Origin of the sequence: Salegentibacter sp. UBA1130, from assembly GCF_002311535.1 — a bacterium.
GTDB lineage: Bacteria > Bacteroidota > Bacteroidia > Flavobacteriales > Flavobacteriaceae > Salegentibacter > Salegentibacter agarivorans.
This window is the reverse complement of the sequence record NZ_DCAP01000040.1, coordinates 1-23,436: the sequence shown is the minus strand read 5'-3', so window position 1 is coordinate 23,436 and position 23,436 is coordinate 1. Positions and strand designations below refer to the sequence as shown.

21 protein-coding genes and 4 pseudogenes are annotated in these 23,436 nt (G+C 37.4%); 19 read left to right on the top strand and 6 right to left on the bottom strand.

The window, feature by feature from the left end; genetic code table 11:
* Positions 1-589 precede the first annotated feature (589 nt).
* From B4F31_RS18115 to B4F31_RS17025, 10 genes and pseudogenes are all read left to right on the top strand, one after another.
* On the top strand, positions 590-802 hold the full coding sequence (locus tag B4F31_RS18115) for a helix-turn-helix domain-containing protein (RefSeq protein ID WP_346014347.1): 213 nt from the start codon (positions 590-592) through the stop codon (positions 800-802).
* A 119-nt stretch (positions 803-921) separates the two neighbouring features.
* Positions 922-1,156 (top strand): annotated as a pseudogene (locus B4F31_RS17065) (ArsR family transcriptional regulator); the annotation flags it as partial.
* Between the two features lie 137 nt (positions 1,157-1,293).
* Positions 1,294-1,794: pseudogene (locus B4F31_RS17060) on the top strand (Crp/Fnr family transcriptional regulator); the annotation flags it as partial.
* 497 nt (positions 1,795-2,291) lie between these two features.
* Entirely contained in the window at positions 2,292-2,696 is a 405-nt protein-coding gene (locus tag B4F31_RS17055; protein WP_037321872.1) for a DoxX family protein, read from the top strand.
* Position 2,697: 1 nt separating this feature from the next.
* The gene (locus B4F31_RS17050) at positions 2,698-3,114 is read left to right on the top strand and encodes a sulfur reduction protein DsrE (RefSeq protein WP_037321871.1); all 417 of its coding nucleotides are present in this window, start codon (positions 2,698-2,700) and stop codon (positions 3,112-3,114) included.
* 2 nt (positions 3,115-3,116) lie between these two features.
* Positions 3,117-4,772: a bifunctional metallophosphatase/5'-nucleotidase gene (locus B4F31_RS17045; protein WP_208225780.1), complete on the top strand. Its 1,656-nt coding sequence runs from the start codon at positions 3,117-3,119 to the stop codon at positions 4,770-4,772.
* A gap of 8 nt (positions 4,773-4,780) precedes the next feature.
* Positions 4,781-5,413, top strand: a complete 633-nt coding sequence (locus tag B4F31_RS17040) for a TlpA family protein disulfide reductase (protein ID WP_037314406.1) — start codon at positions 4,781-4,783, stop codon at positions 5,411-5,413.
* Positions 5,414-5,442: 29 nt separating this feature from the next.
* Positions 5,443-7,491, top strand: coding sequence for a protein-disulfide reductase DsbD family protein (locus B4F31_RS17035; protein ID WP_243870496.1), 2,049 nt, complete (start codon positions 5,443-5,445; stop codon positions 7,489-7,491).
* Between the two features lie 61 nt (positions 7,492-7,552).
* Positions 7,553-8,980 (top strand): bifunctional metallophosphatase/5'-nucleotidase, encoded by a 1,428-nt coding sequence (locus B4F31_RS17030; RefSeq protein ID WP_286761822.1) that lies wholly within the window; start codon positions 7,553-7,555, stop codon positions 8,978-8,980.
* Positions 8,981-9,094: 114 nt separating this feature from the next.
* A complete protein-coding gene (locus B4F31_RS17025; RefSeq protein ID WP_286761821.1) occupies positions 9,095-9,865 on the top strand; it encodes a DUF2490 domain-containing protein in 771 nt (256 codons plus the stop codon).
* Positions 9,866-9,909: 44 nt separating this feature from the next.
* Here the strand turns inward: B4F31_RS17025 and B4F31_RS17020 are convergent, their stop codons facing one another.
* Together B4F31_RS17020 and B4F31_RS17015 are read right to left on the bottom strand one after the other, a co-directional pair.
* Positions 9,910-10,437, bottom strand: a complete 528-nt coding sequence (locus tag B4F31_RS17020; protein ID WP_208225776.1) for a DsrE family protein — start codon at positions 10,435-10,437, stop codon at positions 9,910-9,912.
* 24 nt (positions 10,438-10,461) lie between these two features.
* Positions 10,462-12,081 carry a bifunctional metallophosphatase/5'-nucleotidase gene (locus B4F31_RS17015; protein ID WP_208225775.1) on the bottom strand — a complete coding sequence of 540 codons (1,620 nt, stop codon included), beginning with the start codon at positions 12,079-12,081 and terminating at the stop codon, positions 10,462-10,464.
* A 149-nt stretch (positions 12,082-12,230) separates the two neighbouring features.
* On the opposite strand from B4F31_RS17015, the gene B4F31_RS17010 reads away from it, so the two are divergent.
* The 3 genes and pseudogenes from B4F31_RS17010 (at position 12,231) to B4F31_RS17000 (ending at position 13,604) form a co-directional block, all read left to right on the top strand.
* Positions 12,231-12,971: a c-type cytochrome gene (locus tag B4F31_RS17010; protein ID WP_243870493.1), complete on the top strand. Its 741-nt coding sequence runs from the start codon at positions 12,231-12,233 to the stop codon at positions 12,969-12,971.
* Positions 12,887-13,261: pseudogene (locus B4F31_RS17005) on the top strand (c-type cytochrome); the annotation flags it as partial. The gene B4F31_RS17010 and the pseudogene B4F31_RS17005, both read left to right, overlap by 85 nt.
* Before the next feature lie 205 nt (positions 13,262-13,466).
* Positions 13,467-13,604 carry a hypothetical protein gene (locus B4F31_RS17000; protein ID WP_208225774.1) on the top strand — a complete coding sequence of 46 codons (138 nt, stop codon included), beginning with the start codon at positions 13,467-13,469 and terminating at the stop codon, positions 13,602-13,604.
* Between the two features lie 682 nt (positions 13,605-14,286).
* Here B4F31_RS17000 and B4F31_RS16995 read toward each other — a convergent pair.
* Together B4F31_RS16995 and B4F31_RS16990 are read right to left on the bottom strand one after the other, a co-directional pair.
* On the bottom strand, positions 14,287-14,751 hold the full coding sequence (locus tag B4F31_RS16995; RefSeq protein ID WP_208225773.1) for a DUF302 domain-containing protein: 465 nt from the start codon (positions 14,749-14,751) through the stop codon (positions 14,287-14,289).
* Between the two features lie 18 nt (positions 14,752-14,769).
* Positions 14,770-15,156 carry a DUF302 domain-containing protein gene (locus B4F31_RS16990; RefSeq protein ID WP_208225772.1) on the bottom strand — a complete coding sequence of 129 codons (387 nt, stop codon included), beginning with the start codon at positions 15,154-15,156 and terminating at the stop codon, positions 14,770-14,772.
* 269 nt (positions 15,157-15,425) lie between these two features.
* Here B4F31_RS16990 and B4F31_RS16985 point away from each other — a divergent pair, with 269 nt between their 5' ends.
* From B4F31_RS16985 to B4F31_RS16960, 6 genes are all read left to right on the top strand, one after another.
* Positions 15,426-15,710 carry a hypothetical protein gene (locus B4F31_RS16985; RefSeq protein WP_243870492.1) on the top strand — a complete coding sequence of 95 codons (285 nt, stop codon included), beginning with the start codon at positions 15,426-15,428 and terminating at the stop codon, positions 15,708-15,710.
* 323 nt (positions 15,711-16,033) lie between these two features.
* On the top strand, positions 16,034-16,414 hold the full coding sequence (locus B4F31_RS16980; RefSeq protein ID WP_286761820.1) for a hypothetical protein: 381 nt from the start codon (positions 16,034-16,036) through the stop codon (positions 16,412-16,414).
* A 71-nt stretch (positions 16,415-16,485) separates the two neighbouring features.
* Positions 16,486-17,670, top strand: a complete 1,185-nt coding sequence (locus B4F31_RS16975; protein ID WP_286761819.1) for a TolC family protein — start codon at positions 16,486-16,488, stop codon at positions 17,668-17,670.
* A gap of 15 nt (positions 17,671-17,685) precedes the next feature.
* Positions 17,686-17,967, top strand: coding sequence for a hypothetical protein (locus B4F31_RS16970; protein ID WP_208225769.1), 282 nt, complete (start codon positions 17,686-17,688; stop codon positions 17,965-17,967).
* 15 nt (positions 17,968-17,982) lie between these two features.
* Positions 17,983-19,479: an efflux RND transporter periplasmic adaptor subunit gene (locus B4F31_RS16965; protein WP_286761818.1), complete on the top strand. Its 1,497-nt coding sequence runs from the start codon at positions 17,983-17,985 to the stop codon at positions 19,477-19,479.
* A gap of 18 nt (positions 19,480-19,497) precedes the next feature.
* Positions 19,498-22,578, top strand: coding sequence for an efflux RND transporter permease subunit (locus B4F31_RS16960; protein WP_286761817.1), 3,081 nt, complete (start codon positions 19,498-19,500; stop codon positions 22,576-22,578).
* A gap of 86 nt (positions 22,579-22,664) precedes the next feature.
* Here B4F31_RS16960 and B4F31_RS16955 read toward each other — a convergent pair whose 3' ends face one another.
* Together B4F31_RS16955 and B4F31_RS16950 are read right to left on the bottom strand one after the other, a co-directional pair.
* Entirely contained in the window at positions 22,665-23,150 is a 486-nt protein-coding gene (locus B4F31_RS16955; RefSeq protein ID WP_034892175.1) for a heavy-metal-associated domain-containing protein, read from the bottom strand.
* 27 nt (positions 23,151-23,177) lie between these two features.
* Positions 23,178-23,436: pseudogene (locus B4F31_RS16950) on the bottom strand (hypothetical protein); the annotation flags it as partial.

Genomic DNA, 23,436 nt, shown 5'->3' with positions numbered 1-23,436 from the left:
GATTAATACTCTTTATCGAGTTATCAATTTAAGTTCCATTTTAAATGACCAGAATAATGCTGGTACTTCTAAATAATTTAAGATGTTTGGGCCTAATGAATTTACCTTAAAGACATATTTATATTATATTCTGCCACCAATCCACGAATACTTTCTACAATTTATTGGTGGATTCGTGGCTCCTTTGCGCATTTTTGGGCAGACTAAGAATATTCTATGGTCCCGGTAATTGACTTTATAACTCCAACTCTTTATATTAAAAATATGGTGTGTGCACGCTGTATAAGCTCAGTCGCGTTTATCTTAGATAAGTTGAAAATTTCTTACAGTGTCATCAAACTGTGTGAAGTATATTTAGAATAAGAATTAAATGAACAAACAAAAACCTTTTGAAAAAAGAACTTCGGAATTCTGGTTTTAGTCTAAAAACCGATCGAAAAAGTCAACTCATTGAACAAATGAAAAGCCTGGTAGTGGAAAAAATTCACCACTCCAATAAGTTTTTCGATATAAAATGGCCAGAATTTATAAGTGAAAAATTACATCTTAACTATAAGTACCTTAGCTCTTTTTTTCTGCTGTAGAAGGCATAGCATTTGAGTTATACATCATCAACCAGAAAATTGAATGTGTTAAAGAATTCATTGATTATTATAAATTGACTTTAAGTGAGATAGTTTTTAAACTAGATTATAGTAGCGTTGCCTATTTAAGCAATCAGTTCAAAAAAGTAATGGGAATAGCACCCACGCAGTTTAAGAAATCTGTGGACAAACACCGAAAGTCATTGGATGAGATTTGATTAAAGGATTTTAAAAACCAAGGATTGTTTAAAAGTTTACAGTTATTTGCATTATTATTCAAGTATTTTGTTAAATCATACGATAAATATATAATTGTTGTTACTTTGAGTAAAAAAAGATGAGCCTAGAAATAACTTCTCCACGGAATGAAGGGGACAAGAAGCAAATATCGTCTTCCAAGGAAACAATATAATAATTCGGACGGCTTTAAGGCAATAAGCAAAATTCTGTCTCTTGCGGAAAGCGGGGTACGACTGAAAATCCTATTCCTGTTGAACATAGAGAATGAATTGTGCCCTTGCGATATAGCTGACATTCTTAAAATGAGTGTTCCCGCCGTATCTCAGAATATCTGTCTTGACACTAATTGCTGGAACAAGCGATATGGAAATTTAGCAAACAAATAACACAACACGTTATAAGGTAACCGACAAAAGAAAAAGTTAATGGAAACTACTATATTAAAATCAGAAATCACCTATCCTGAATCTCAATACCATTGTTACTGAATGGGGCTATAAAAATTTCAAGGGTAGATAGCGATGGAGATGAATTATTACTTTATTTTCTAGAAAGAGGGGATACTTGTGCGGTGACTCTTACCTGCTGTTTAAATAGAAGCAAAAGTGATATAAAAGCGGTTACCGAAAAGGATACGAAATTAATTATGGTTCCTGTAGGAAAAATGGAGGAATGGATTGTAAAATATAAATCCTGGAGAACATTTGTTTTTCAGAGTTATAGTTTAAGACTTAAGGAAATGCTAGACGCTATTGACTCTGTAGCATTCTTTAGGATGGATAAAAGATTACTGCATTACCTCCGGGATAAGGCTAAAATCAATCAAAATGAAACCTTACAAATAACCCATCAGGAGATCGCTTACGACCTTCATACTTCTCGTGTGGTGATTTCAAGATTGCTTAAAACCCTCGAAATGGATGGCAAAATTTCATTACGAAGAAACAGTTTAGTGGTACTAGATTTATAATTATCTTTTCTATGTGTAACATTTGTTACCTTTTAAATCCTAAGCAATTTGTAAGTTTGTTTCAATGAGTACAAAAGCTCTTATATCATTATTTCTGATCCCTCTATTTTTAGGGAAGTTATTGATTGTAGATGCAAGTCTTATCAACCTGCTGTCAAAGGGGACAATTTCTTTTGTAAATCCTTACTGCGAAAAAAAAGCTTTGAGTTCTGATAAGGAGAAGACGTATGAGTTTGTTCAAAATGTAGAGAATCAGAATTTGATGGTTGAGATTAGCAGTTTTTGTACTCCTCAATTCAATTTTAATATTTTTTCCTGGACGCCTAGATTATCGGAGGTGTTCTTCGAGAAAAATACCATTTATTCTTCAAAATTAAGCTATCTGTATCTGGATAGTCATTCACCACCTCCAAAGTTAGTGTAGTTGAGATTTTAGTTTCTTGCAATGGTTAGTTATACCATTTCAGACCAAATTATCAATTACAATAACATACATAATGACGAACAAAATTTTTATAAGTCGTCGTTCCATTCAGTTATTACGAATATTGGTTAGTGGCATTTTTCTGGTGGCAGGCAGCAATCATCTGCTCAACACTGAGAAAACGGTCCGCCGGCTTGAACAGGCCAGCTTCAAAGGTATCGCTTACTTATTTGGCGAACCAGAATGGCTTGTAATTCTCTCCGGAATCGTAATGCTGGCAGCAGGTTTTTTATTCCTTATTGGATATAAGACCCGATGGGCGGCAATCGTATTAATACTTGTATTACTACCCATAACCCTATCGGTACAGGTAGGACAAATAAACACACTGGGGCCTCTTTTTAAAAACATAGCAATACTGGGTGGCCTTCTGTTTTTTATAATAAATGATACTGATAAACTTTTTAAAACGAAATAAAATGAAAACGATATTTTTTAGCAGCATCTTACTGATGCTTACATTATTTGCAGGAACTGAGGTAAATGCACAGCAGGACATGAAACATAACTATGTGGTACTCACCAAAAAAGTTCCACAGTTACAGCCCATACTTATTACGGCTGAAAATTTGAAAAAAGAAGATGGAGAACATTTTGGGAAATTTGAAGTGATCATCTGTGGAAAAGAAATAGGTGATATAACCGACCCTGCCCAAATGGAAGAATTTATAGCCAGAGCTGAAAACCTGGGGGTTGAACTTGTAGCCTGCGGCTTTTCGTTGAATAAGTTCAAGGTGAATAAAGAGGAAGTCCCCAAGGAGATGAAAATTGTGGAGAACGGAATCCTGTACAATTTCCAACTTCAAAAAAAAGGATATAAAAGTTTAAGTCTGTAAGTATGAAAAAATTCAGAAGTAAATTACTGATCACTTTTGGTTTAATAGGAACCTTTATTATTATCATATCCTTTAAAACCGAGAAAACCCACAAAAGCAGTAATCAAACGGTCAAGGACACCTTAAGTATTACGGTGTTACAAACAGCCGATATACATGGGCAATTGGATACTCATCCAGAATTGTTCTGGGAAAATGAAGAAATTGTTTTTAAGAATAGAGGTGGCCTGGCCAATATAAAGACTCTTTTTGAAAGGGAACGTAAAATGAATCCGGGTAAAACACTTATCGTGGATGGGGGAGACCTTATTCAGGGAAGTGGTTATGCGGCTTTATCAGAAGGTAAAGTAATCCCCGATATTATTAAAAATATGGGCTATGATGTAATTATTCCCGGTAACTGGGAGGTGGTCTATGGCAAAGAAGTGATGCTGGATGTAATGAAAAACTATAATACAAAAGTTATCGCACATAACATGCATCACGAGGAAACTGGGGAGGATCTCTTTCCTCCTTATTGGATAAAAGAAATCGAAGGTGTTAGAATTGGTTTTGTAGGACTTAACGATCCCGATGTGCCGGTAAGACAAAATCCCATCTTTAGTCAAGGGATTGAGTTTAGCGGAATGGATGAGGAATTTACCAATACTCTTGAAAAATTAAAAAAGGAGAAAGAGGTAGATGTTCTTTTCCTTATAACTCATATTGGGATTTTTAAGCAGGTAGAACTTGCAAATAATCCATTGGCAGAGCCTGTAGATTATATTCTGGGGAATGACACTCACGAGCGAGTTCAGGAACTCATTCAGGGTAAATATGCTAAGGTTACGGAGCCCGGAGCTTTCGGCTCTTTTGTGGGTAAACTAAAGTTAAATTTTGTTGATAACAAGCTCGTCAGTGATTCGTACGAGCTTATAGAAGTAGATCCTGAAAAATTTCCGGCAGATGAAAGGATACAATCTCTGGTGGATCAAGCAAAGGAACCTTACAGGGAACATCTGGAAACCGTAATAGGATACACTACTGAACCATTGTACAGGTACTTAACCGTTGAGAATCCTATGGATAATATGATAACAGATGCAGCCAGGTGGAAAACCGGGGTAGATATAGCTATTTCCAATGGCTTCCGTTTCGGGAATCCCATCGTACCTGAAAACGGAGAGCCAGCTCCAATTACCCGGGCAAATCTTTGGAATCTTCTCCCTGTAAACGAAAAAGTAAAAACAGGGAAAGCTTCTGGTAAACAGATAAAAAACTGGCTGGAAACTGAAATGCATAATGCTTTTTCACAGAATCCTACCGAACGTTTCGGAGGATGGCTGGTAAGATTTTCAGGAATGAAGGTAGAATTTAATAGCCAGAACAATAAGGGAGATAGAATTCAAAAGATAACTGTTAATGGAGAACCAATTCAGGATGAAAAACTTTATACGATTTCGGCCTGTGTGAGACCGGGAGATCCATTGAATAATTTATGCCGAATGCCTAATGTAAAAGATGTTGAAATAATGGATTATACCATTCATGACGTGGTTGAGGAATACCTAAAGGAAAATTCCCCTGTTTCTCCTGGCCTGGAAGGAAGAGCTTACTGTGAATATTTAGGAAAATATTCTTTTTCCACGGTACCAGGTACAGAATATAAATTTAATTAAAGAGTATTATGAATAAGACAAAAAATAAAAGAAATAAAAAATGGCTGGAGTATCTCATTTTTGGTGCTATAGCCCTTGTATTATATGCCACCGGTTTACATACTGAGGTTATCGGGTTTGCGCAGAGAGGCTTACTTGAAACAGGATTGATGAATCCTGATGTTACGGAAACAAGAGAAATGGCACAAGCGAGTACATCTGGACCCGAATCTATGGAAGAAATTAGCGAAGATCCGAAAGCAAACATGAATGTTCAGCTTCGTGATCCGGAAGGAAATATAGTTTCTTTATCTGAATTTAAAGGAAAAGTGATTTTTATGAATTTTTGGGCTACTTGGTGCCCACCTTGTGTAGCAGAGATGCCGGCCATTGATAAATTACATGAAGAAATGGGAGATGAAGTGGCCTTCGTTATGCTCTCCAGGGATCAGAATTTCGATACCGCGGTGGCATTCAAAGAAAAAAAGGATTACGGGCTGCCAATTTATGAATTGGCAGGACCATTGCCGGCGATGTATCAATCTTCAGCCTTGCCAACAACCTTTGTAATCGATGCTGAAGGAAATTTGGCACTTACGCATAAAGGAATGGCCGATTATAATACTGATGAATTCAAAAAATTTCTGAATAGTTTAAAATAAATTCAGAAGGTAATTAAGAGGTCATGACGATGTTTAGATTTATAATAGCTTTTATAATGCTGGCTGTGGGTACAAATACCTATGGTCAGCTTATGGAAGCGCCAGAGTGGAATGCAGAGATTTTAGAAGATACTTATATCCCAGGTGACACCGTCACCGCCAGATTCACGGCTAAAATAGCGGAAAACTGGTATATGTATTCCAGTGATTTTAGTAAGAACCTTGGGCCAACTGTCACCGAGTTTCATTTTGAAGACAAACCTGAATTTAAGGTGGTAGGTGAAGTTAATCCCGTGGGGGCGAAAAGGAAGTATGATGAGCTTTATGAAGGAGAATACACGTATTTCACCAATGAAGCCGTTTTTGAACAGAGAATCATAATTAAGAACGTAGACCCGGTCATAAATGCTGAAGCTTCTTACCAGATATGTTCTGATGTAAATGGGCAATGTATACCATTTACCAGTGAGATTTCTGTGACGAGTTTTAAAGAATCCCTTTCCGAAAAAAATAACGATGGAGAGGTATTTAAAATGGAAGCTTTTCAGAATGAATTTCAATCTAACACCAAATCTGAAGAAGGTTTTTCGTTTTTATTAGTATTCTTTTTTATTTCTTTTGGTGCTGGGCTGGCAGCTTTACTGACTCCTTGTGTATTCCCCATGATCCCAATGACGGTTACGTATTTTACGAAATCCAATGCAAGCCGGGCCAATGGAATAAACCAGGCTTTGCTATACGGTTTTTCAATTATCTTAATTTATACCTTGATAGGGACCGTTTTCTCTCTGTTGTTTGGAGCCGATTTTGCAAATTTTTTAAGTACTCACTGGATTCCTAATCTGTTTTTCTTTTTTATCTTCCTGCTGTTTGCGCTATCTTTTTTCGGCTTGTTTGAGATTCGATTACCCAATTCATTTGTAAATAAAATGGATGCTCACTCTAATAAGGGGGGTGTATTGGGTATTTTCTTTATGGCTTTTACTCTGGTGTTGGTTGGTTTTAGCTGCACAGGCCCAATTGCGGGCACCATTCTTTTGCAGGCTGCAAATGGGGAAACCCTTAAACCACTTATTGGGATGCTAGGCTTCTCATTAGCATTTGCACTTCCATTTACATTATTCGCAATATTTCCCCATTGGTTAAAATCATTGCCGAAAAGTGGAGGCTGGCTTAATACTGTTAAGGTGATACTTGGTTTTATAGAATTAGCCCTAGCTCTTAAGTTTTTAAGTATCGTAGATCAGGTTTATCACTGGAATTTGCTTGACCGTGATATATACTTAGCCCTTTGGATCGTTATTTTCGCATTCCTCGGATTTTATTTATTAGGTAAAATTAAATTTCCACATGAAAAGAAAACCGAAAATACCTCGGTATACAGGGTCATTTCAGCCATTTTGGTTTTCACCTTCGTGGTTTACCTGATTCCCGGGTTGTTTGGAGCACCATTAAAACCATTAGCAGGATACTTGCCACCTATGAGCAGCCAGAATTTTGAAATGCAGGCTTCAGTTTCCCAAATAGGGAATGTAAGTGATAACAGTATCGCAAATTGCGGAACTCCTAAATATGATGAGCTTTTAGAATTACCTCATAATATCCAGGGATATTTTGATTATGAACAGGCTTTAGAATGTGCTCAAAAACAGAATAAACCTTTATTTATTGACTTTACAGGACATGGTTGCGTGAACTGTCGTGAAATGGAAGCCACTGTTTGGAGCGATCCCAGAGTACTAAAACGGTTAAAGAATGATTATGTAGTAGTGGCCTTGTATGTAGATGAGAAAACAGAATTACCGGAATCTGAGTGGTATGTATCTGCACATGATCAAAAAGTTAAAAAAACAATTGGTAAACAAAATTTGGATTTTATGATCCAAAAGCTCAATGCCAATGCCCAACCATATTATACACTGGTAGATAATAAAGGATCTTTATTAAGCGCACCAAAAGGTTATGATCTGAATGTTGAAAATTTTGTTGAATTTTTGGACAATGGTATACAGGAATTCCAGGGAAGACAAGGAAATAATATGGCTTCTTCCAGGATAATCCAGAGACAGAATGAATAGAACCTTAAATATTGAACAACCTATTATCCGTAAATATTGGATTCTTTAAAAAGTGAATAACATGAAATTAAATATTTTATTTATAAACGATGTACATGGTTACATCGCTCCACATCCTGAGCTGTTTTATAATGAATGTGGAGAGGTTGTAGAAACTGCTGGAGGCTATGCCCATATTGCCGGCTTTGTTGAGCAGGTGCGTAAAGAAAATCCAAATACATTGTTCTTTGATGGCGGAGATTCCCTACACGGTACAAAACCAGTGGTAGATTCCGGCGGCAAAGTGATGGTTCCCATTTTAAACGCTTTAAAACTTGATGCGCTTGTCGGACATTGGGACTTTGCCTATGGCCCAGATGTCTTAAAAGAAATAGATAGTCAGTTAAATTTTCCTGTCTTGGGCTGTAATGTATTTTCTGAAGATGGCTCAAATTTCATGCAACCCACAGCCTTGTTTGAGAAAGAGAATCTCAAAATTGGGGTGATTGGTATTTGCTCAATGATTGTAGATAAAGTAATGCCTACTGAGATGAGTAAAGGCCTGAAGTTTACTTCTGGTTTGGATGAAATACCAGAACATATAAAAAATTTAAAAGCCAAAGGATCTGATATGATTATCCTGCTTTCCCATAATGGATTTCCACAGGATGTGGAACTATTGCAAAAAGTGGAAGGTATAGATATCTGTTTGAGTGCCCATACCCATAACAGAATTTACACACCAATTGAAATAAATGGAGCAAGAATAGTACAGTGCGGATGTCATGGTGCATTTATAGGTAATTTTACCATCGAAGTTGAGGATAAAGAAATTAAATCTTTTGATTATGAGTTGGTTAGGGTTGATGCTTCTTTACCAATAAATCCAGAAATGGATAGAATGGTTCAGGATATTTTGAAACCATACACTAAGATGAGGACAGTTGCTATTGGTACTACCAGCAAGATTTTACATAGATACAGCACTACAAACTCTACCATGGATGAATTACTCCTCAGGGCAATTGCCAGTAGTACAGACACTGAAATTGCATTTTCTAATGGCTGGCGTTATGGAGCACCCATTCCAAAAGGAAACATCACTGAGGATCACCTATATAATATTGCCCCAATGAACCCTCCTGTTTCAACTGTAGAACTTACAGGAGGAGAAATAAAAGAGATGTTAGAAGAAAATCTGGAACGTAGCTTTTCCTGTAATCCCTTAGGTCAAATGGGAGGATATGTAAAACGTTGTTTAGGGCTACAAGTAAATCTTCGAATTGAAAATCCTAAAGGACATCGTATACAGGAAATATACTATAAAGGAAGACATATTGATTTTGAAAAAACCTATAAGGTCAGCTTCGTTACAACTCAGGGTGTAGCTAGTAAGTATGGTAAGAATCGAAAAAAGTACGATATAAATGCTGTGGAGGCGATGAAGGACTATCTAAAGGAAAATTCAAATTTTGCACCAGGTAATAAAGAAAGCTTCAGATTAGTATAATCAATAGTTACATCAAAACAAACCTCAAACACCTTTAGAATACTAATTTTATTTACATAAGTATTTTTATAATTCACTGTAAAACAAATTTTTAAGTTTAAATATTGTGTTTCAATGACCCTTTCTTTTTTCTTTTACAAAAACTCGACTTTTAATAGAGCAATATCTCTTTTAATTTTTTTGAAGTTCTGCTTATCCTCGAACCTTTTAGCTGCACAAGAAAATAAGGTTCATTTCAGTTCATGGAATAATATTAATATAAATCTAGAACTAGAGAAGAATTTATCGCTAAAAAACGAAATTAAATTTCGTAGAACGAATTTTATAGAAACCTGGCAACAATTTCTTATCCGGCCAGCAATATTATATAGTATTAAGCCGGATATTCAGCTTGGGTTGGGAGTAACCTACAGTAAAAATTATCAATCATTGGAATTAGATGTTCCCATAGATAATTCAGAGAAAAATATATGGCAGCAAATCCTATTTAAGCAGGGATTCGAAAATTTTATGATTTTTCACCGGTTTAGGTTGGAAGAACGGTTTAAGGAAAATATTATTGAAGATGGGGGAAGTTATCTGGTGAAGGGGTATAATTACAAAAACCGTCTTAGATATCGGTTTACAATTAAAATCCCTGTGGGAAACGAAAAAATACTTGAATATATAGCATTGCGATTTAAGGAAGAAATTTTGATGAAAACCAATAAAAGTTTTATTCCAAAAACTATAGATGAAAATCGTTTGTTTCTGGGTTATGATATTCAAATATCCGAAAAATTAACGTTCTCCTCCGGGTACTTATACAGTTATAGTTTTGATAGTCTAAAAGATTCTCAAACATCTAATAATATTTTAGAGACTACTCTGAAATACACCTTATAAATGGAAAAATATAAACAATCTTTCTTGGTCAAGATTCTATGAAATTAAGGGATGAGTGCATAACCTTTCAATTGATAATGAGGCAATACAGTTAAAGCGGATAGTGCCATTTCAGTATAGGCATTCATATCTTCTTTTTTTATCTTTCTCGAAGCCATGGCCTGGCCACAAACAAAAACTGTTACCCCGTTTTCTTTTAAAAGCTTTAATAATTCCATATTAGGGTTCTGTGTTTTAAATCTCTTTTTGTATTCTTCATGGGATAGGATAGCATAAGTCGCCTCTCCATGTATAACCCCAACAATATCTATCTTTTTATGAACTACATTTCCTGCTTTTAATAAATTGAGAGTTCGCGCGATTTTCCATAGCCCTACATTAACACCTTCTTTCTCCTTTTCATTTTCAATATTAAAAATCATTTTATACGTAAGGGAAGTATCCGGTAATTGGGCAACCTCTTCATAATATTGGATTTGTCCATAACCTTCTATCGCAGGTGTTTGCCATTCTTGAGCATTCAATTGAAAACTGATAGTAAGCGTCCCTAGGAGTATGAATATATTTTTCATCTAAATCTTCATTAACAAGAGTGATTATTTGACCACAGTAACTTCTCCCATGTTTTCAGGATATTCAATTTTTGTCATTTCTCTGAATTCTTCTAAAATAAACTCAGTAAGGACAACCTTAGTTTTATGAATATTAGTACCCTTAGCAAATTCAACATAATTATGAATCCCACTGAGCATACCAGAATGTGTGGACACATTATATATCTCGCTATCTACAATAGGCTGATTTTTAATTTTAATTCCCGACACCCGATCTCCTATTGGTTTTGATAAGTCTATATGATAGTGTATACCCGATGACTGTATAAGGCCTCCAACAACCTCTATTTTATTCTCTGGCTTTAAATTAGTTGCAGTTTGTTCTAAAGTTTTTCGAATCTGCGATCCAGTCATTTGCAGGGTAACAATCTTCGCAGGGTGAGGGAGAAGCTTGTAGATGTTTTCACTTGTTATGTCTTCTTTCAAAGAAATACCATATCCAACTCCAGGAAGAAAAGCCACGTCTGTGTTGTACTCTTCTTTCATTATATTAGTTACAACTTTGTCAAAAGGGCTTTCAGATTTGTATTGCCTTCCAATCACCGTATCAGTTCGACTAATATTTTCTTCCAGCCTCACCACGTGAGGTTCCCGTAGTTGCTGAATCAATTGTTCTAAATTCTGATCTGCGGTATATTTGTCATGCCATAAATAATGATATTGGGTATTGATACCCGTTAATTTTTTATTTGTAATTAATAACTCAGTTTCTCCCAAAACAGCGGCATCAGATAAAGCCTGAACTAAATAAGTCTGGTTTATTTTAATTGGAGGTTCGATCACATCATGACTGTGCGCTCCAATGATTATATCTATCCCATTTATTTTTTCAGCAATAATTTTATCTACAGCCATACCTTCATGAGAGAGTAGAATAATAATATCTGCTTTTGTTTTTAACTCCGGGAGATATTTTTCAATGGCTTCTAGGCCGCTGGTAAATTTCAGACCTTGAATATTCTTTGGGTTTCCAGTTAAAGGAGTATTTCGATATCCTACTGGAAGGACACCTATATTCAAACCATCTCTTTTGAACAATTTGTAAGGATCTCTAAAAATAGGATTCCCTGTCTCTTGATCTATTATATTTGCTGCACGCATAGGAAAATTAGCCATTTTCTCCAACTCACGGGTTCTTTTCAGGCTATAGTCAAAGTCATGATTTCCCAAAACCATAAGGTCATAATCTAATTCGTTCATCATACGAATCATCGCTTCTCCTTTAGTAATATTACCTAATTGGTCATCACTAAATGTATCCCCACCATCAAGTAGAATAACATTTTCCGTCCCTTTTTGCTGTCTAATCGATTTGACGGCTGTTGCCATCCACGCAATTCCTCCAATTTCGCCCAATTTTTTAAACCTCATAGGGTTATCAATGGAATCTCCGGTTTGAGCGGTAGCATTATCTAAAGTTGTTTGAAAAGGCATATAGGAGCCATGTATATCATTAGTGTGCAATACTGAAACTCGTTTGTTTAGATCCGGCTTTTCAACATTCATCGTACTTGTATCATTAGTTGTTTTACAACTATTAAATAAAAGGGGAAATGATATTAATATGAGAAAAGATAACTTAAGTTGTGACATTTTTTTCATTTGAAATTTCCTTAAAACTATCAAATATAAAACCTCTTTGGCTAAACTTATGCAACATTTGTTACGTAGGTTTTTAATGGTATACTATATGTTTGAAAACCATAATATTCTCAAAAGTAATTTAGATTGAGTGATTTTAATATTTCAATATGAAGGATTTTAGATCTTTAATAAAATCCATTACTTATTTTTTTTGTTCCTTAATTGTACTTATAGTTGTATTGTTCTCGGGCGTATTACTATTTGAATTTAATCCTTCTTTATTTATTAAAACTGAAATTTCTGCGAAAGACTGGAAACCCAAAGATGTTAAAGTAGAATTAGCTTCAGGTTTTATGCCTGCAGAGGTAAAATATGGCTATCAGCTTATTGCAGAATCCCCAAAGTATATGGGGCCTATGGCTGAAGATCCTGATATGCGTTATGCGGGAAATAATTTGGCTTGTATAAATTGCCATTTGAAAGCAGGTACACAGGCGGGATCAGCATCATGGGTAGGAGTTACGGATCGTTTTCCACAATTCAGGGGAAGATCAAATAGTGAAGGAACCATAGAAGACAGGATCAACGGATGTATGGAACGTAGTATGGATGGGGATAAACTCCCTGTTCTATCCAGGGAAATGAAATCGATTGTAGCTTATATGGAATGGCTGGGTGAAGGTTTGCCAAAGGATAGAGAAAAAGAATTTAAAGGTTTTCCTGAAATTTCCATTCCTGAAGTGGCGGTTGATCTGGAAAAAGGAAAAGATTATTTTCTAAAGAATGTACCGTTTGTCATGGAGAAAATGGAAAGGGGCAGCGTTTTGCAGATTCTACCAAGGGATATAAATACCCACCTCTTTGGGGGGCAGACAGTTATAATAATGGTGCAGGGATGCATCGGGTAATTACCGCCGCCCAATTTATCAAGGGGAATATGCCATTCGGACAGGCAACATGGGATAATCCAAAATTAACCGATGAAGAGGCCTACCATTTGGCTGGATACATCAATAGTTTTGAGCGCCCTCGAAAAAGTAATCTGGAGAAGGATTATCCAGATTTAAAATTAAAACCAGTTTCAACCCCGTACGGCCCTTGGGCAGACGATTTTTCAGCAGATCAACATAAAAACGGACCCTTTCCAACTATTATAAAATATTACAAATTGGAATACGGTATAACAAAAAGCAAATGACAATAATTATTTCTTCTTCAAAACTAATAGCTTACTTATACCACAAGTTTTAATTTTCCAGGAAGTTAAAGAAGAAAAAGCCGTAGTAAACTCAGTGGTCAATTACGATCTTATCGAATGAATATTTTTATTAAAGGCCATTGGTAAACTCTGAATCTGCGAGAATGATTCCGAGTCCAAGGGCTACGTTATCAAATTGAAGCTGGTGATAACACCTTTTTCGGGGCAGGAATATTTAATGCGGTGGCGCGTAGGTCTACGGGAAATTTTATGTATTGGAGAAAGTATAGGTACGTATGCCGTGGGCAGGGACTGGACCGAATCCTGCTCAATATACCGGTAATACTAAATCAGATTTTCTTTTTTTACTAATGCGAACTTTAAAATAACAGAAAACTAAAGTATTGAAACCTGGAATTATTTTATAGACAATGTAAATAACTCTTTTTATTTAAAACCAAAAATCTATATAACTGAAATTGTTAATCTTGAAATGGAATGGTTGCATCAAAATAGGATTGGTGAAGGTGTAATTCCATAGATTCTTTGCGTTACTTTCAAGCTAATTCTTTGGATATCCTAGGAGTAAAAGTAAAATCTAATTGGTACCAAAAATCTTCTATCTCTTAGGATATGACAAAAAATTCCCCATGTTCAGTTTATTTTTCCAAGAGAATGGGGTATAGATTTTTTGTTCAGTTTTCAGAAGAGGGAGCGGAGTGAAGCCTCTCCAGATAATCATGCCTTAATTATAAATTATGATGACACGTAAATATTGGGAGATCCTGAGTTAAAAATGAATACAGTACTCAGTGTAGGACAATAATGGTAACCCTCAGTTTTGAATCAAAAATTAAACAAATGTGCAGTGCAAGGTTATACGCATATCAATTTTTACTTGAATAAAACGGACCTATTTCTTGTAGCTATAATCCTAAGCTATAGCTTTTAGAAAATTAGGTTTCTGATCACAGTAATTGAATTAAACTATCGCCATACTTTAAATTTACCATAAGAATAATTGTTCATAATTTCATTCTGGGCTGTTCAATTTCTGATAGTATTGCCTGTAAGGTTTCAGTAGTTTTTTTTGCAATTTGGGTTAGTTCTTTAGAGGGGGACCAAGTAATACTAATATCTTCAATAGAAACTTCAACCATACCTTGTGCAACCTCCTTTACAGTTACAGAACACGGCAGAAAGATACCGGTTTGAGGATCCTTTGAAATTGCAAGGGAAGCGGTCTCTGGATTACAAACGGATAATATAACGTGTGAGGGCATATCTTTTAAGTGACCTTTTAAGTAGTCTTTTAGATTTAATTCTAACAGAATGTCAAACTCTCTTTTTTTTAAGGCTCCCTTTACGTTATCCACAATTTCAGAATATGGAAGGGAACCATAACGCTGACTTATACAATAAACAGTATGTTGACTTTCAGTATAGTTCTGATTCTTTATTTCTTTATTGGCTGGATTCTTCTTTTCCATTTTTGTGTAATTGCAAAATTATAGCTTATATACTATTTGCTTTAATTTATCTCCAATTTCTGTCGCGATCTTTTCTAAGTCTTTATTCTTTACGGCCTGCATAGATGCCATTGGATTTACTGCAGCGATTTCAATTTTTTCTTTTTCTATTTCCTGCACAATTACATTGCAAGGTAACATTGTACCAATCTTATCTTCTGCTTTCAAGGCTTCGTAAGCATATGGGGCGTTACAGGCACCAAGAATACGATACTTTTTAAAATCCACATCCAGTTTTTTCTTGAGGGTTTCGGTAACATTTATTTCAGTTAGCACCCCAAAACCTTCTTTTTCCAGTTCATCCGTAACTTTTTCAATTACTTCTTCAAATTCTCCCGTAATAGTCTTGTTAAAATAATATTCCATAACTGATGTTTTATCATTACTTATAAAGATAAGAATATATATAAACTCTTAACGTAACGATTGTTACAAACAATCGAAGAATTTTCTAGTGTAACAAAGGTTACATGGAGTAGTATTTAATTCGTATATTTTTGAAAAATCTATGGTGGTTTAACCATAGATAGTGATATTTCTGGTGATAATTTTTTCAGGAAAACTTATCACGGTAGATTCTGATCTATATAGTTTCAAATTGAATAATAATGAGATAATCCTGTTAAATTCTCTGTGTGAAAAAAAATAATAACCTTAAGAAAAATGGCGACAATTTTGAAACCTCTTCTCCATTAAAACTATTGAAACTGGCCAGGATCGGTTCAAACAATTATCAGTTTACAGAAGAAATTGAAATCCTTGAAATTCGGGATCAGAATCTTAGGAAATATGTTTATGTAAGGCCTTTAGTTTTAAGCGTTCATCCCAGAAAATTATACCCGTCTCCCACATATTCAATTATCTGTGATAAAACCGTACAGGAACTTACAAACAAAGAAGAGATGAAGAGCTATATTTAAAAAGAGGAAAAAGTCCACGTAAAATTGTGTTATGTGGGTCCTCCTTAAAAAAAATTAAAGTTCATAAAGAAGATATCCCAGAGGAACTTGAAGTTGTGGATAATGGTATCTTGCATGATTTTCAGCCGCAAAAGAAAGGTTATTTGAGTATAGAACTCTAAGTAATTAATAATTTAATTAGTTGAAGTATAAACCATAGGAGCTAAGGTTCTTATGGTTTATTCTAGTTTACCACGAATCTCTATAATATTTTTCTATTTTTGTAACTTGTGCAAATAAAAAATCAAATAAAAGCCTTATTCCTTCTCGGTATATTCATGCTGATGTCTTTTCATCAGGTAATACCTCATGCACATCATGAACATGAGCAGGAGAAGAACGAGGTTGCACACCAGCATTCCGGTGAAGATCATCACCACGAAAAGAAAAAGGAAGATAAGCGAGGCGGATTCCTGTCTTATCTGCTGGCCATTCATTCTCATACGAGTACTTCCAATGAAATTCCGGTTATTAAGGAATATTCTGAGGATGTCAGGGTTCAAAAGTCTGAGAATAAAAAGAAAGCTTCAAATAAATACTATTCAGAGAGTTGGGTTTTAACTGATCAGGATTCAGAAAATTTTGAAATTTATCAGCCTCCCAACGAATATTTTAATCCCTATTTATCTTTACTCTCACTTCGGGGACCTCCCGACTTAGTTTGATCAACCAGTCAGGCCACTATTTAAAATAGCAGGCCGACCTTATCGTAGAGATTAAACTAAAATCAATATTTATGTACAGAAATATAGTTTCCGCTGTATGCGGAATACTAATCTCCATAGGCTCATTTGCCCAGGATACCAGCATGGACGGTATTTTGAAGCAGATTAGCCAGAATAACAGGCAACTCAAGGCATATCAGTCTTATATGGCAAGTCAGAATCTAGGTAACATGTCAGAGAATAACTTGCAGGATCCTGAAATTTCAGTCTTTTATCTTCCATTCGGCGAACATCAAACCGGTGATTATACAGAATATCAGGTTTCTCAGCAATTTGAGTTTCCTACCGTTTATGGTGCCCGAAGCAAGCGAATTGAAAAGCAAAAGGAATTATTGGAACTGGAATATGAAACGCTACGTCAGGAAGTATTACTTAATGCCAAAAAACAGCTTTTGGAATTGCAGGCTTTCCAAAAACGAAAGGACTTGGAGCAGAAAAGAGTAGAGCAGGCCAAACAGGTATATGACCAAATTCAGCGTTTATTCGATGCAGAACAAATCGGCATCCTGGAATTGAATAAAGCCAAAGTAGCCTGGTTACAGGAGCAGTTTGAACTGGATCAGGTCAACATCATGATCAGGAACACATTGCTGGAACTTCAGAAATTGAACGGTGGAAATGCAATTGAAGCAGAACAGATCCAAATTTTTGAAAATCCTGAACTTGCCTCCATACAAAGTCTTTGGGAAGAAAAGCTTTCCGAAGATGCCGAAATTCAGCAGTTAAAAGCTCGTGAGAATCTTGCCCAACAGCAGGTAAAACTGGAAAAGAATAAAATTCTTCCAGACCTAAGCATTGGTTATAATTACCAGGGAGTGAATTCCAGTAATTATTCAGGATTTCTGGGCGGACTATCTATCCCTCTTTGGAACAGTAAGAATAAAGTAAAAGCCGCAGAGGCAAATTTGGAATACACTCAAGCAAGCTCAGGTGCTGAAACTTCAGAACTATACACCAGGTTTCAGGAGAATTATCAGCAATATCAATTATTAAAGAGAAAATACCAGGAATACCAGAAGACTTTTCAGGATCTGAATTCCGAAGAACTTTTATTTAAAGCCTACGAACTTGGGGAATTCTCATTTCTGGATTATTACCGGGAAGTGGAGTTCTGCCGGCAGGCTTATAATAATATGCTGGAGATGGAGAAAGAACTCCTTCAGCTTAAAGCAACACTTTTAAAACATCAATTATAATTAAAATTAAATAATATGAATTTCAAGAATTTAATTTTCGCAGCAATACTAGTATTTGGTTTTTCAGCTTGCAGAGATACAGCAAAAGAAGACCACGGCCATGAACATGAAGAAGGAGCGGAAGCTCACGCCCATGAGGAAGAAGAGCATGGTCATCCACATAATGAAGATGGTAGTCATATGGACGAAGATCATATGGAACAGGAAGAATTCAAAGTTGGTGAAGATTCATTCGATATGCATGAGGATTCTGACCACCATACGCATGATGACGGAACGGAGCATGAGGATCATTAAAAATCAATAGTAGACATGAAATATATTTATATAGTATGCATCTCGCTTTTCCTATTTTCCTGCGGAAATAACGAGGAGGAAGGCCATGCGCACGATGCGGAAGGGAACCACGTAGGTTCAGAAGTACCTGCGATCAGCAAAACCATCTGGACAGACCAGACGGAGCTTTTCGTTGAATTTCCAGCTTTAGTGACAGGGAAAACCAGCAAATTTGCAGCTCACTTTACTGTTCTGGATAAACACCAGCCGGTTCGAAAGGGCTCGGTTACGGTAAGTCTTATTCAGGGAGATAGCGGAATTCGACATAAGGTGGACTCACCCTCTTCACCTGGGATTTTTTCTCCAGCCTTGCAACCAAAAGATACGGGGACTTACGACCTGGTTTTTGATCTGAAAACTCCTGAGTATTCAGACAGGATCGTAATTGAAGATGTTCAGGTGTATGCCTCGGCTGCGGGAGCTTCAGAAAATGTAACGGAAGCTGAAGATGCCGGCATTAGCTTTTTAAAGGAGCAGACCTGGAAGATCGATTTTCAAACCGAGCCTGTTACAGATGATGAAGTTTATGACATTGTGCATACATCAGGAGTATGGCAAGCCGCTCCGGGAACATATAAGTCTCTTGCAGCAGGAGCCAATGGAATGGTGAATTTTGCTTTAGATAACTTAACGGAAGGTACCGAGGTGAAAAAAGGTCAGCTGTTGATGACTTTGAGCAGCGAAGGACTTTCTTCCAATAATATCCAGGCAGAAATCGCTCAGGCCAAAGCCAGGTACGATCAGGCGAAAGCTGAATATGAAAGAAAAAAGGAACTTTATGAGGATAAAATTGTGCCCAAAGCGGAATTTGAAAGGGTGGAAAGCGACTTTCGGGTAGCCGAATCTAATTACCGTGCACTTGCCTCCAATTACGGAGCTGGCGGGAAGCAGATCAGAGCTCCTTTTGATGGATTCATTAAATCCATCAGCACCTCGAACGGTGATTATGTGGAACAGGGTGCTAACCTTGTTAGCATTGGAACTGACAGATCACGTTTGCTTAAAACGCAATTAAGTGCCTCTCATAATCCAAGTAAAGAAGCTATTGCGAGTGTCTGGTACAAAAATGATGAAGGGACCTGGAGTGAAGTAGAAGAAGGATCTATTGTTTCCGTAGGCAAGGAAGTGGAAGATCGCAAACCAATGATCCCCGTGTATATCAAAGTGAACGATGTAGTTGAAATGCCTGAAGGTAGTTTTACTGAAGTCCAAATTGCGCTTGGAGAAGCTGAAACCGGAATTGTAGTGCCTGAAGCTGCATTACTGGAAGATTACGGTAATTTTTCTGTGATCGTACAAACTGGTGGGGAAAGTTTTGAAAGAAGACCTGTAAAGATCGGCAAGCGAAACGGTCAGAACGCCCAGGTACTTAGCGGACTTGAGGCCGGAGACGTTGTAGTGACAACAGGGAATTACCAGGTTAAGATGGCTTCAATGTCTGGACAAACACCCGCACACGGTCATGATCATTAATAAAGAAATAGAGATTAGATGTTAAATAAAATATTATCGATTTCGCTTCAAAACCGGCTTCTGGTTCTTCTGGCGGCTGTGGTACTGAGCGTCACCGGGTTTTACCTCGCACGTAATATGAACGTGGATGTATTCCCAGACCTTACCGCGCCTACCGTGACCATACTTACGGAAGCTCACGGAATGGAGAGTGAAGAGGTAGAGAAACTAGTAACCTACCAGCTCGAAACCGCGATGAACGGTTCGCCGAATGTAAGAAGGATTCGTTCTTCCTCAGCAGCGGGGATCTCCATTGTTTGGGTTGAATTTGACTGGGGCACCGATATTTACAAGGCAAGACAGATTGTAAGTGAACGTATTCCAATGGTTCGTGAAAACTTACCAACAGGAATAGGAGCGCCTACCATGGCACCCATCTCCTCGATTATGGGGGAAGTAATGCTGTTGGGGGTAACCTCGGATAGTCTAAGCCCAATGGAATTAAGAACCCTTTCTGACTGGCAGATCCGTCCACGGATAAAGGCCATCGGAGGGATTGCAAACGTGGTAGTGATTGGAGGAGATTATAAACAATACCAGGTTTTCGCCGATCCCGGAAAAATGAAATATTACGATGTAAGTCTCGAAGAATTAACCGAGAAGGTTAAAGAGTCGAATACGAATGCTCCCGGTGGTTTTCTGAATCAATACGGGAATCAGTATATAATCAAAGGAAGTGGTAGAGCTTATGCGATAGATGATCTGGAAGAAGCTGTGGTAAAACAGGTGAACGGCCAAAGTATTAAAATAAAGGATATTGCGGAAGTTCAGATAGGCGCTGCCGATAAGATCGGGGATGGCTCCCTGAATGCAGAGCCGGCAGTTATTTTGACAATTTCTAAGCAGCCCGATGTGAATACCCTGGAACTTACCGAAAGACTGGACGAGGCCATTGCCGAACTGGAAACCAGTCTGCCGGAAAGCGTGGAGATCAAAAGTCAGATCTTCCGACAGGCAGACTTTATTGATGCTTCCATCAGCAATCTGAATATGACTCTGCTGGAAGGCGCCTTTTTCGTGGTCATTGTATTATTCATATTCCTGATGAACTGGCGTACCACTCTAATTTCACTATTAGCGATCCCAATTTCGTTACTGGTATCGATTATCGTATTAAAAATGCTGGGCTATACCATCAATACCATGAGTCTGGGTGGAATGGCAATTGCAATTGGAGCACTGGTAGATGATGCTATTATTGATGTGGAGAACGTTTATAAACGCCTGCGTGAAAATGTTCGAAAACCAAAAGCTGAAAGGCAGTCGGTGATCACCGTGGTAAGGGATGCATCGGTGGAAATTAGAAGTTCCATTATCATAGCAACCCTTATCATTATCGTCTCTTTTGTACCGCTGTTTTTCCTTGGCGGAATGGAAGGTCGATTGCTCAAACCGCTGGGAATTGCTTTTATCACTTCTGTATTGACGTCGCTGATTGTAGCGGTAACCGTTACTCCGGTGCTGTGTAGCTATCTTCTGAAAAAGGAGAAAATGCTGAAAAAGCAGTCCGAAGGAACAAAAGTGGAAAGATGGTTACAGAAGGCTTACGCCGATATTCTAAATCGAGCCTTAAAGATCCCTAAGACCGTGATCGCGGTAACAGTGGTTGCTTTTTTACTGAGTATTGCTTTATTTACGCAATTAGGAAGAAGTTTCCTTCCTGAATTCAACGAGGGATCACTCGTGATAAGTGTGGTAGGGCCTCCATCCATGTCGCTAGAAGAAAGTAATAAGACTGGAAATCAGGTAGAGCAATTATTGCTTGAAATGCCCGAAGTGGATGTGGTTACCAGAAGGACCGGTAGAGCTGAACTGGATGAGCATGCCCAGGGAGTAAATGCCGCCGAGATCGATGTACCATTCACCCTGGAAGATAAATCGAAAGAGGAATTCTTTGAGGACGTACGGGAAAAACTAAGTATTGTTCCCGGCGTTAATATTACTTTGGGGCAGCCTATAGCTCACCGTATCGATCATATGCTTTCGGGAACCAGGGCCAATATTGCAATTAAGATCTTTGGACCCGATCTTCAGCAGCTATATGAAATTGGTAAAAACGTGGAGGAGAATATTACTCCTATCGATGGGCTTGCGGATGTAGCTGTTGATCAGCAGATTGAAGTACCACAAATCAAGATCACTCCAAAACGCCAGATCCTTTCAGCTTATGGAATGACCGTAGGACAGTTAATGGAGCAGGTGGATATCGCTTTTGCCGGTCATGAGGTAGGTGAGATTTATGAAGGTCAGAAGTATTTTGACCTGGTAGTTCGTTATAAAGAGGATGTTAGAAACAGCATAGAAAAGATCAAAACCGCTTTGATAGGATTGCCAAATGGTTCACAAGTACCATTGCAACAGCTCGCGAACGTTTCCTCGGTAAGCAGTCCCAATACTATTAGCCGGGAAGATGTGCAAAGGAAAATTGTTGTTGCTGCCAATGTGCAGGGTCGGGATTTAAGAAGTGCGGTGGAAGAGATCCAGGTAACCGTGAATTCTTCAGTGACTATTCCCGAAGGTTACAGGGTACAATATGGCGGACAATTTGAAAGTGAATCCAGAGCTTCACAAATGCTGTTGATCACTGCCATTATTGCAATCTTCGTGATTTTCCTCCTGTTGTATTTTGAATTCAACAATGTGAAACTCGCTTTTGTTGTGCTTATCAATTTACCCCTGGCTTTGATTGGTGGAATCTTAATCGTATACTTTACTTCAGGAATTGTAAGTATAGCTTCCACGATAGGTTTTATCAGTTTATTTGGGATCGCGACACGAAACGGAATTCTGCTGGTTTCGAGATATGAAGATCTGCGGAAGGAAGGCCTTAGGGGTTATGAGCTCATTAAATCTGGTGCGCTCGACAGGTTAAATCCAATTCTGATGACCGCGTTTACCACAGGACTGGCACTTATTCCGCTAGCTTTAAAAGGAGGCGAACCGGGAAGTGAGATTCAAAGCCCAATGGCGGTGGTGATACTTGGAGGATTGCTCTCAGCAACGGTACTAAACCTGGTTGTGATACCTTGTGTGTATGAATTAGTTACGAGGGAAGATTAATTCATTTCTAAAATTTTAAAAAAAATTGGCGGGCTCGATGTAGAGTCCGCCATTAATTAATGTTCTTTAAAACTCCCTTTTTCCGGCTAATAAACCTGGGTGATATTTAATTTCCACTTATTAGTTAAATTACCGTCTTCTTCATCCTGAACTATCCCTTTTACTTTTACAATTCCGGGTTTTAACCTGGAACGTAAGTTGGTAGAAGTTGCTTCAGCTATCTTAAAAGTTTCTTTCCCGGTTTGTATTGCATAAGTGCCATCCTGCTCAACGAAGTTGCCCTTTATAACTATTTCGGCATTCTTAGCTGAAAAACCATTCTTTTTTACTTCCTCCTGAATTTGCCTAAGGCTCAAGTTATTGTTATTTGCCAAATCAAGATAAGCTTTACCGTCATTCAGGCTAACCTGCACTTTTTCCAGGCCATCCAATTTTTCAAGACCTCGCTCCAGTCCATAAGCACAGGGGGCACAGTCCATTCCAAACACTTCCTGATCTATTTTCTGAATCTGGGCATTGGAACTAAAACTTCCAAATACAACAACTACAATTAATAATACTATTTTTTTCATCTGTTTATTTTATTAAATTTATTTATACTATAACCAATAACTTAAATTAATGGATACCCGATAGTTTTCTTTGATTGCCTTTGGGGTTAAATCCTGTACCACTGGAAACAGCGCTCCGAAAGAAATACCCCAAGCCCCGTAAAGTCCTAAGAATGAAGGTCCCACTAATACTTTTTTGCTACGTTCGTCTGTAAAATTTTGTTGACCGGTATATTTATTGTCTCCTGGAAACTCGACTAATGATTCAATAAAAACCCGCCAATCGGGTTTAGGATAATCCCCCATA

Coding starts and splice junctions, on each gene's coding strand:
- B4F31_RS17015 (WP_208225775.1), bottom strand. CDS start 12,081: ATGAAAAAAATGTCACAACTTAAGTTATCTTTTCTCATATTAATATCA.
- B4F31_RS17045 (WP_208225780.1), top strand. CDS start 3,117: ATGAAAAAATTCAGAAGTAAATTACTGATCACTTTTGGTTTAATAGGA.
- B4F31_RS17025 (WP_286761821.1), top strand. CDS start 9,095: ATGACCCTTTCTTTTTTCTTTTACAAAAACTCGACTTTTAATAGAGCA.
- B4F31_RS17035 (WP_243870496.1), top strand. CDS start 5,443: ATGTTTAGATTTATAATAGCTTTTATAATGCTGGCTGTGGGTACAAAT.
- B4F31_RS17055 (WP_037321872.1), top strand. CDS start 2,292: ATGACGAACAAAATTTTTATAAGTCGTCGTTCCATTCAGTTATTACGA.
- B4F31_RS17040 (WP_037314406.1), top strand. CDS start 4,781: ATGAATAAGACAAAAAATAAAAGAAATAAAAAATGGCTGGAGTATCTC.
- B4F31_RS16980 (WP_286761820.1), top strand. CDS start 16,034: ATGTCTTTTCATCAGGTAATACCTCATGCACATCATGAACATGAGCAG.
- B4F31_RS16965 (WP_286761818.1), top strand. CDS start 17,983: ATGAAATATATTTATATAGTATGCATCTCGCTTTTCCTATTTTCCTGC.
- B4F31_RS16955 (WP_034892175.1), bottom strand. CDS start 23,150: ATGAAAAAAATAGTATTATTAATTGTAGTTGTTGTATTTGGAAGTTTT.
- B4F31_RS16990 (WP_208225772.1), bottom strand. CDS start 15,156: ATGGAATATTATTTTAACAAGACTATTACGGGAGAATTTGAAGAAGTA.
- B4F31_RS17030 (WP_286761822.1), top strand. CDS start 7,553: ATGAAATTAAATATTTTATTTATAAACGATGTACATGGTTACATCGCT.
- B4F31_RS16960 (WP_286761817.1), top strand. CDS start 19,498: ATGTTAAATAAAATATTATCGATTTCGCTTCAAAACCGGCTTCTGGTT.
- B4F31_RS17020 (WP_208225776.1), bottom strand. CDS start 10,437: ATGAAAAATATATTCATACTCCTAGGGACGCTTACTATCAGTTTTCAA.
- B4F31_RS16975 (WP_286761819.1), top strand. CDS start 16,486: ATGTACAGAAATATAGTTTCCGCTGTATGCGGAATACTAATCTCCATA.
- B4F31_RS16970 (WP_208225769.1), top strand. CDS start 17,686: ATGAATTTCAAGAATTTAATTTTCGCAGCAATACTAGTATTTGGTTTT.
- B4F31_RS16995 (WP_208225773.1), bottom strand. CDS start 14,751: ATGGAAAAGAAGAATCCAGCCAATAAAGAAATAAAGAATCAGAACTAT.
- B4F31_RS17050 (WP_037321871.1), top strand. CDS start 2,698: ATGAAAACGATATTTTTTAGCAGCATCTTACTGATGCTTACATTATTT.
- B4F31_RS17010 (WP_243870493.1), top strand. CDS start 12,231: ATGAAGGATTTTAGATCTTTAATAAAATCCATTACTTATTTTTTTTGT.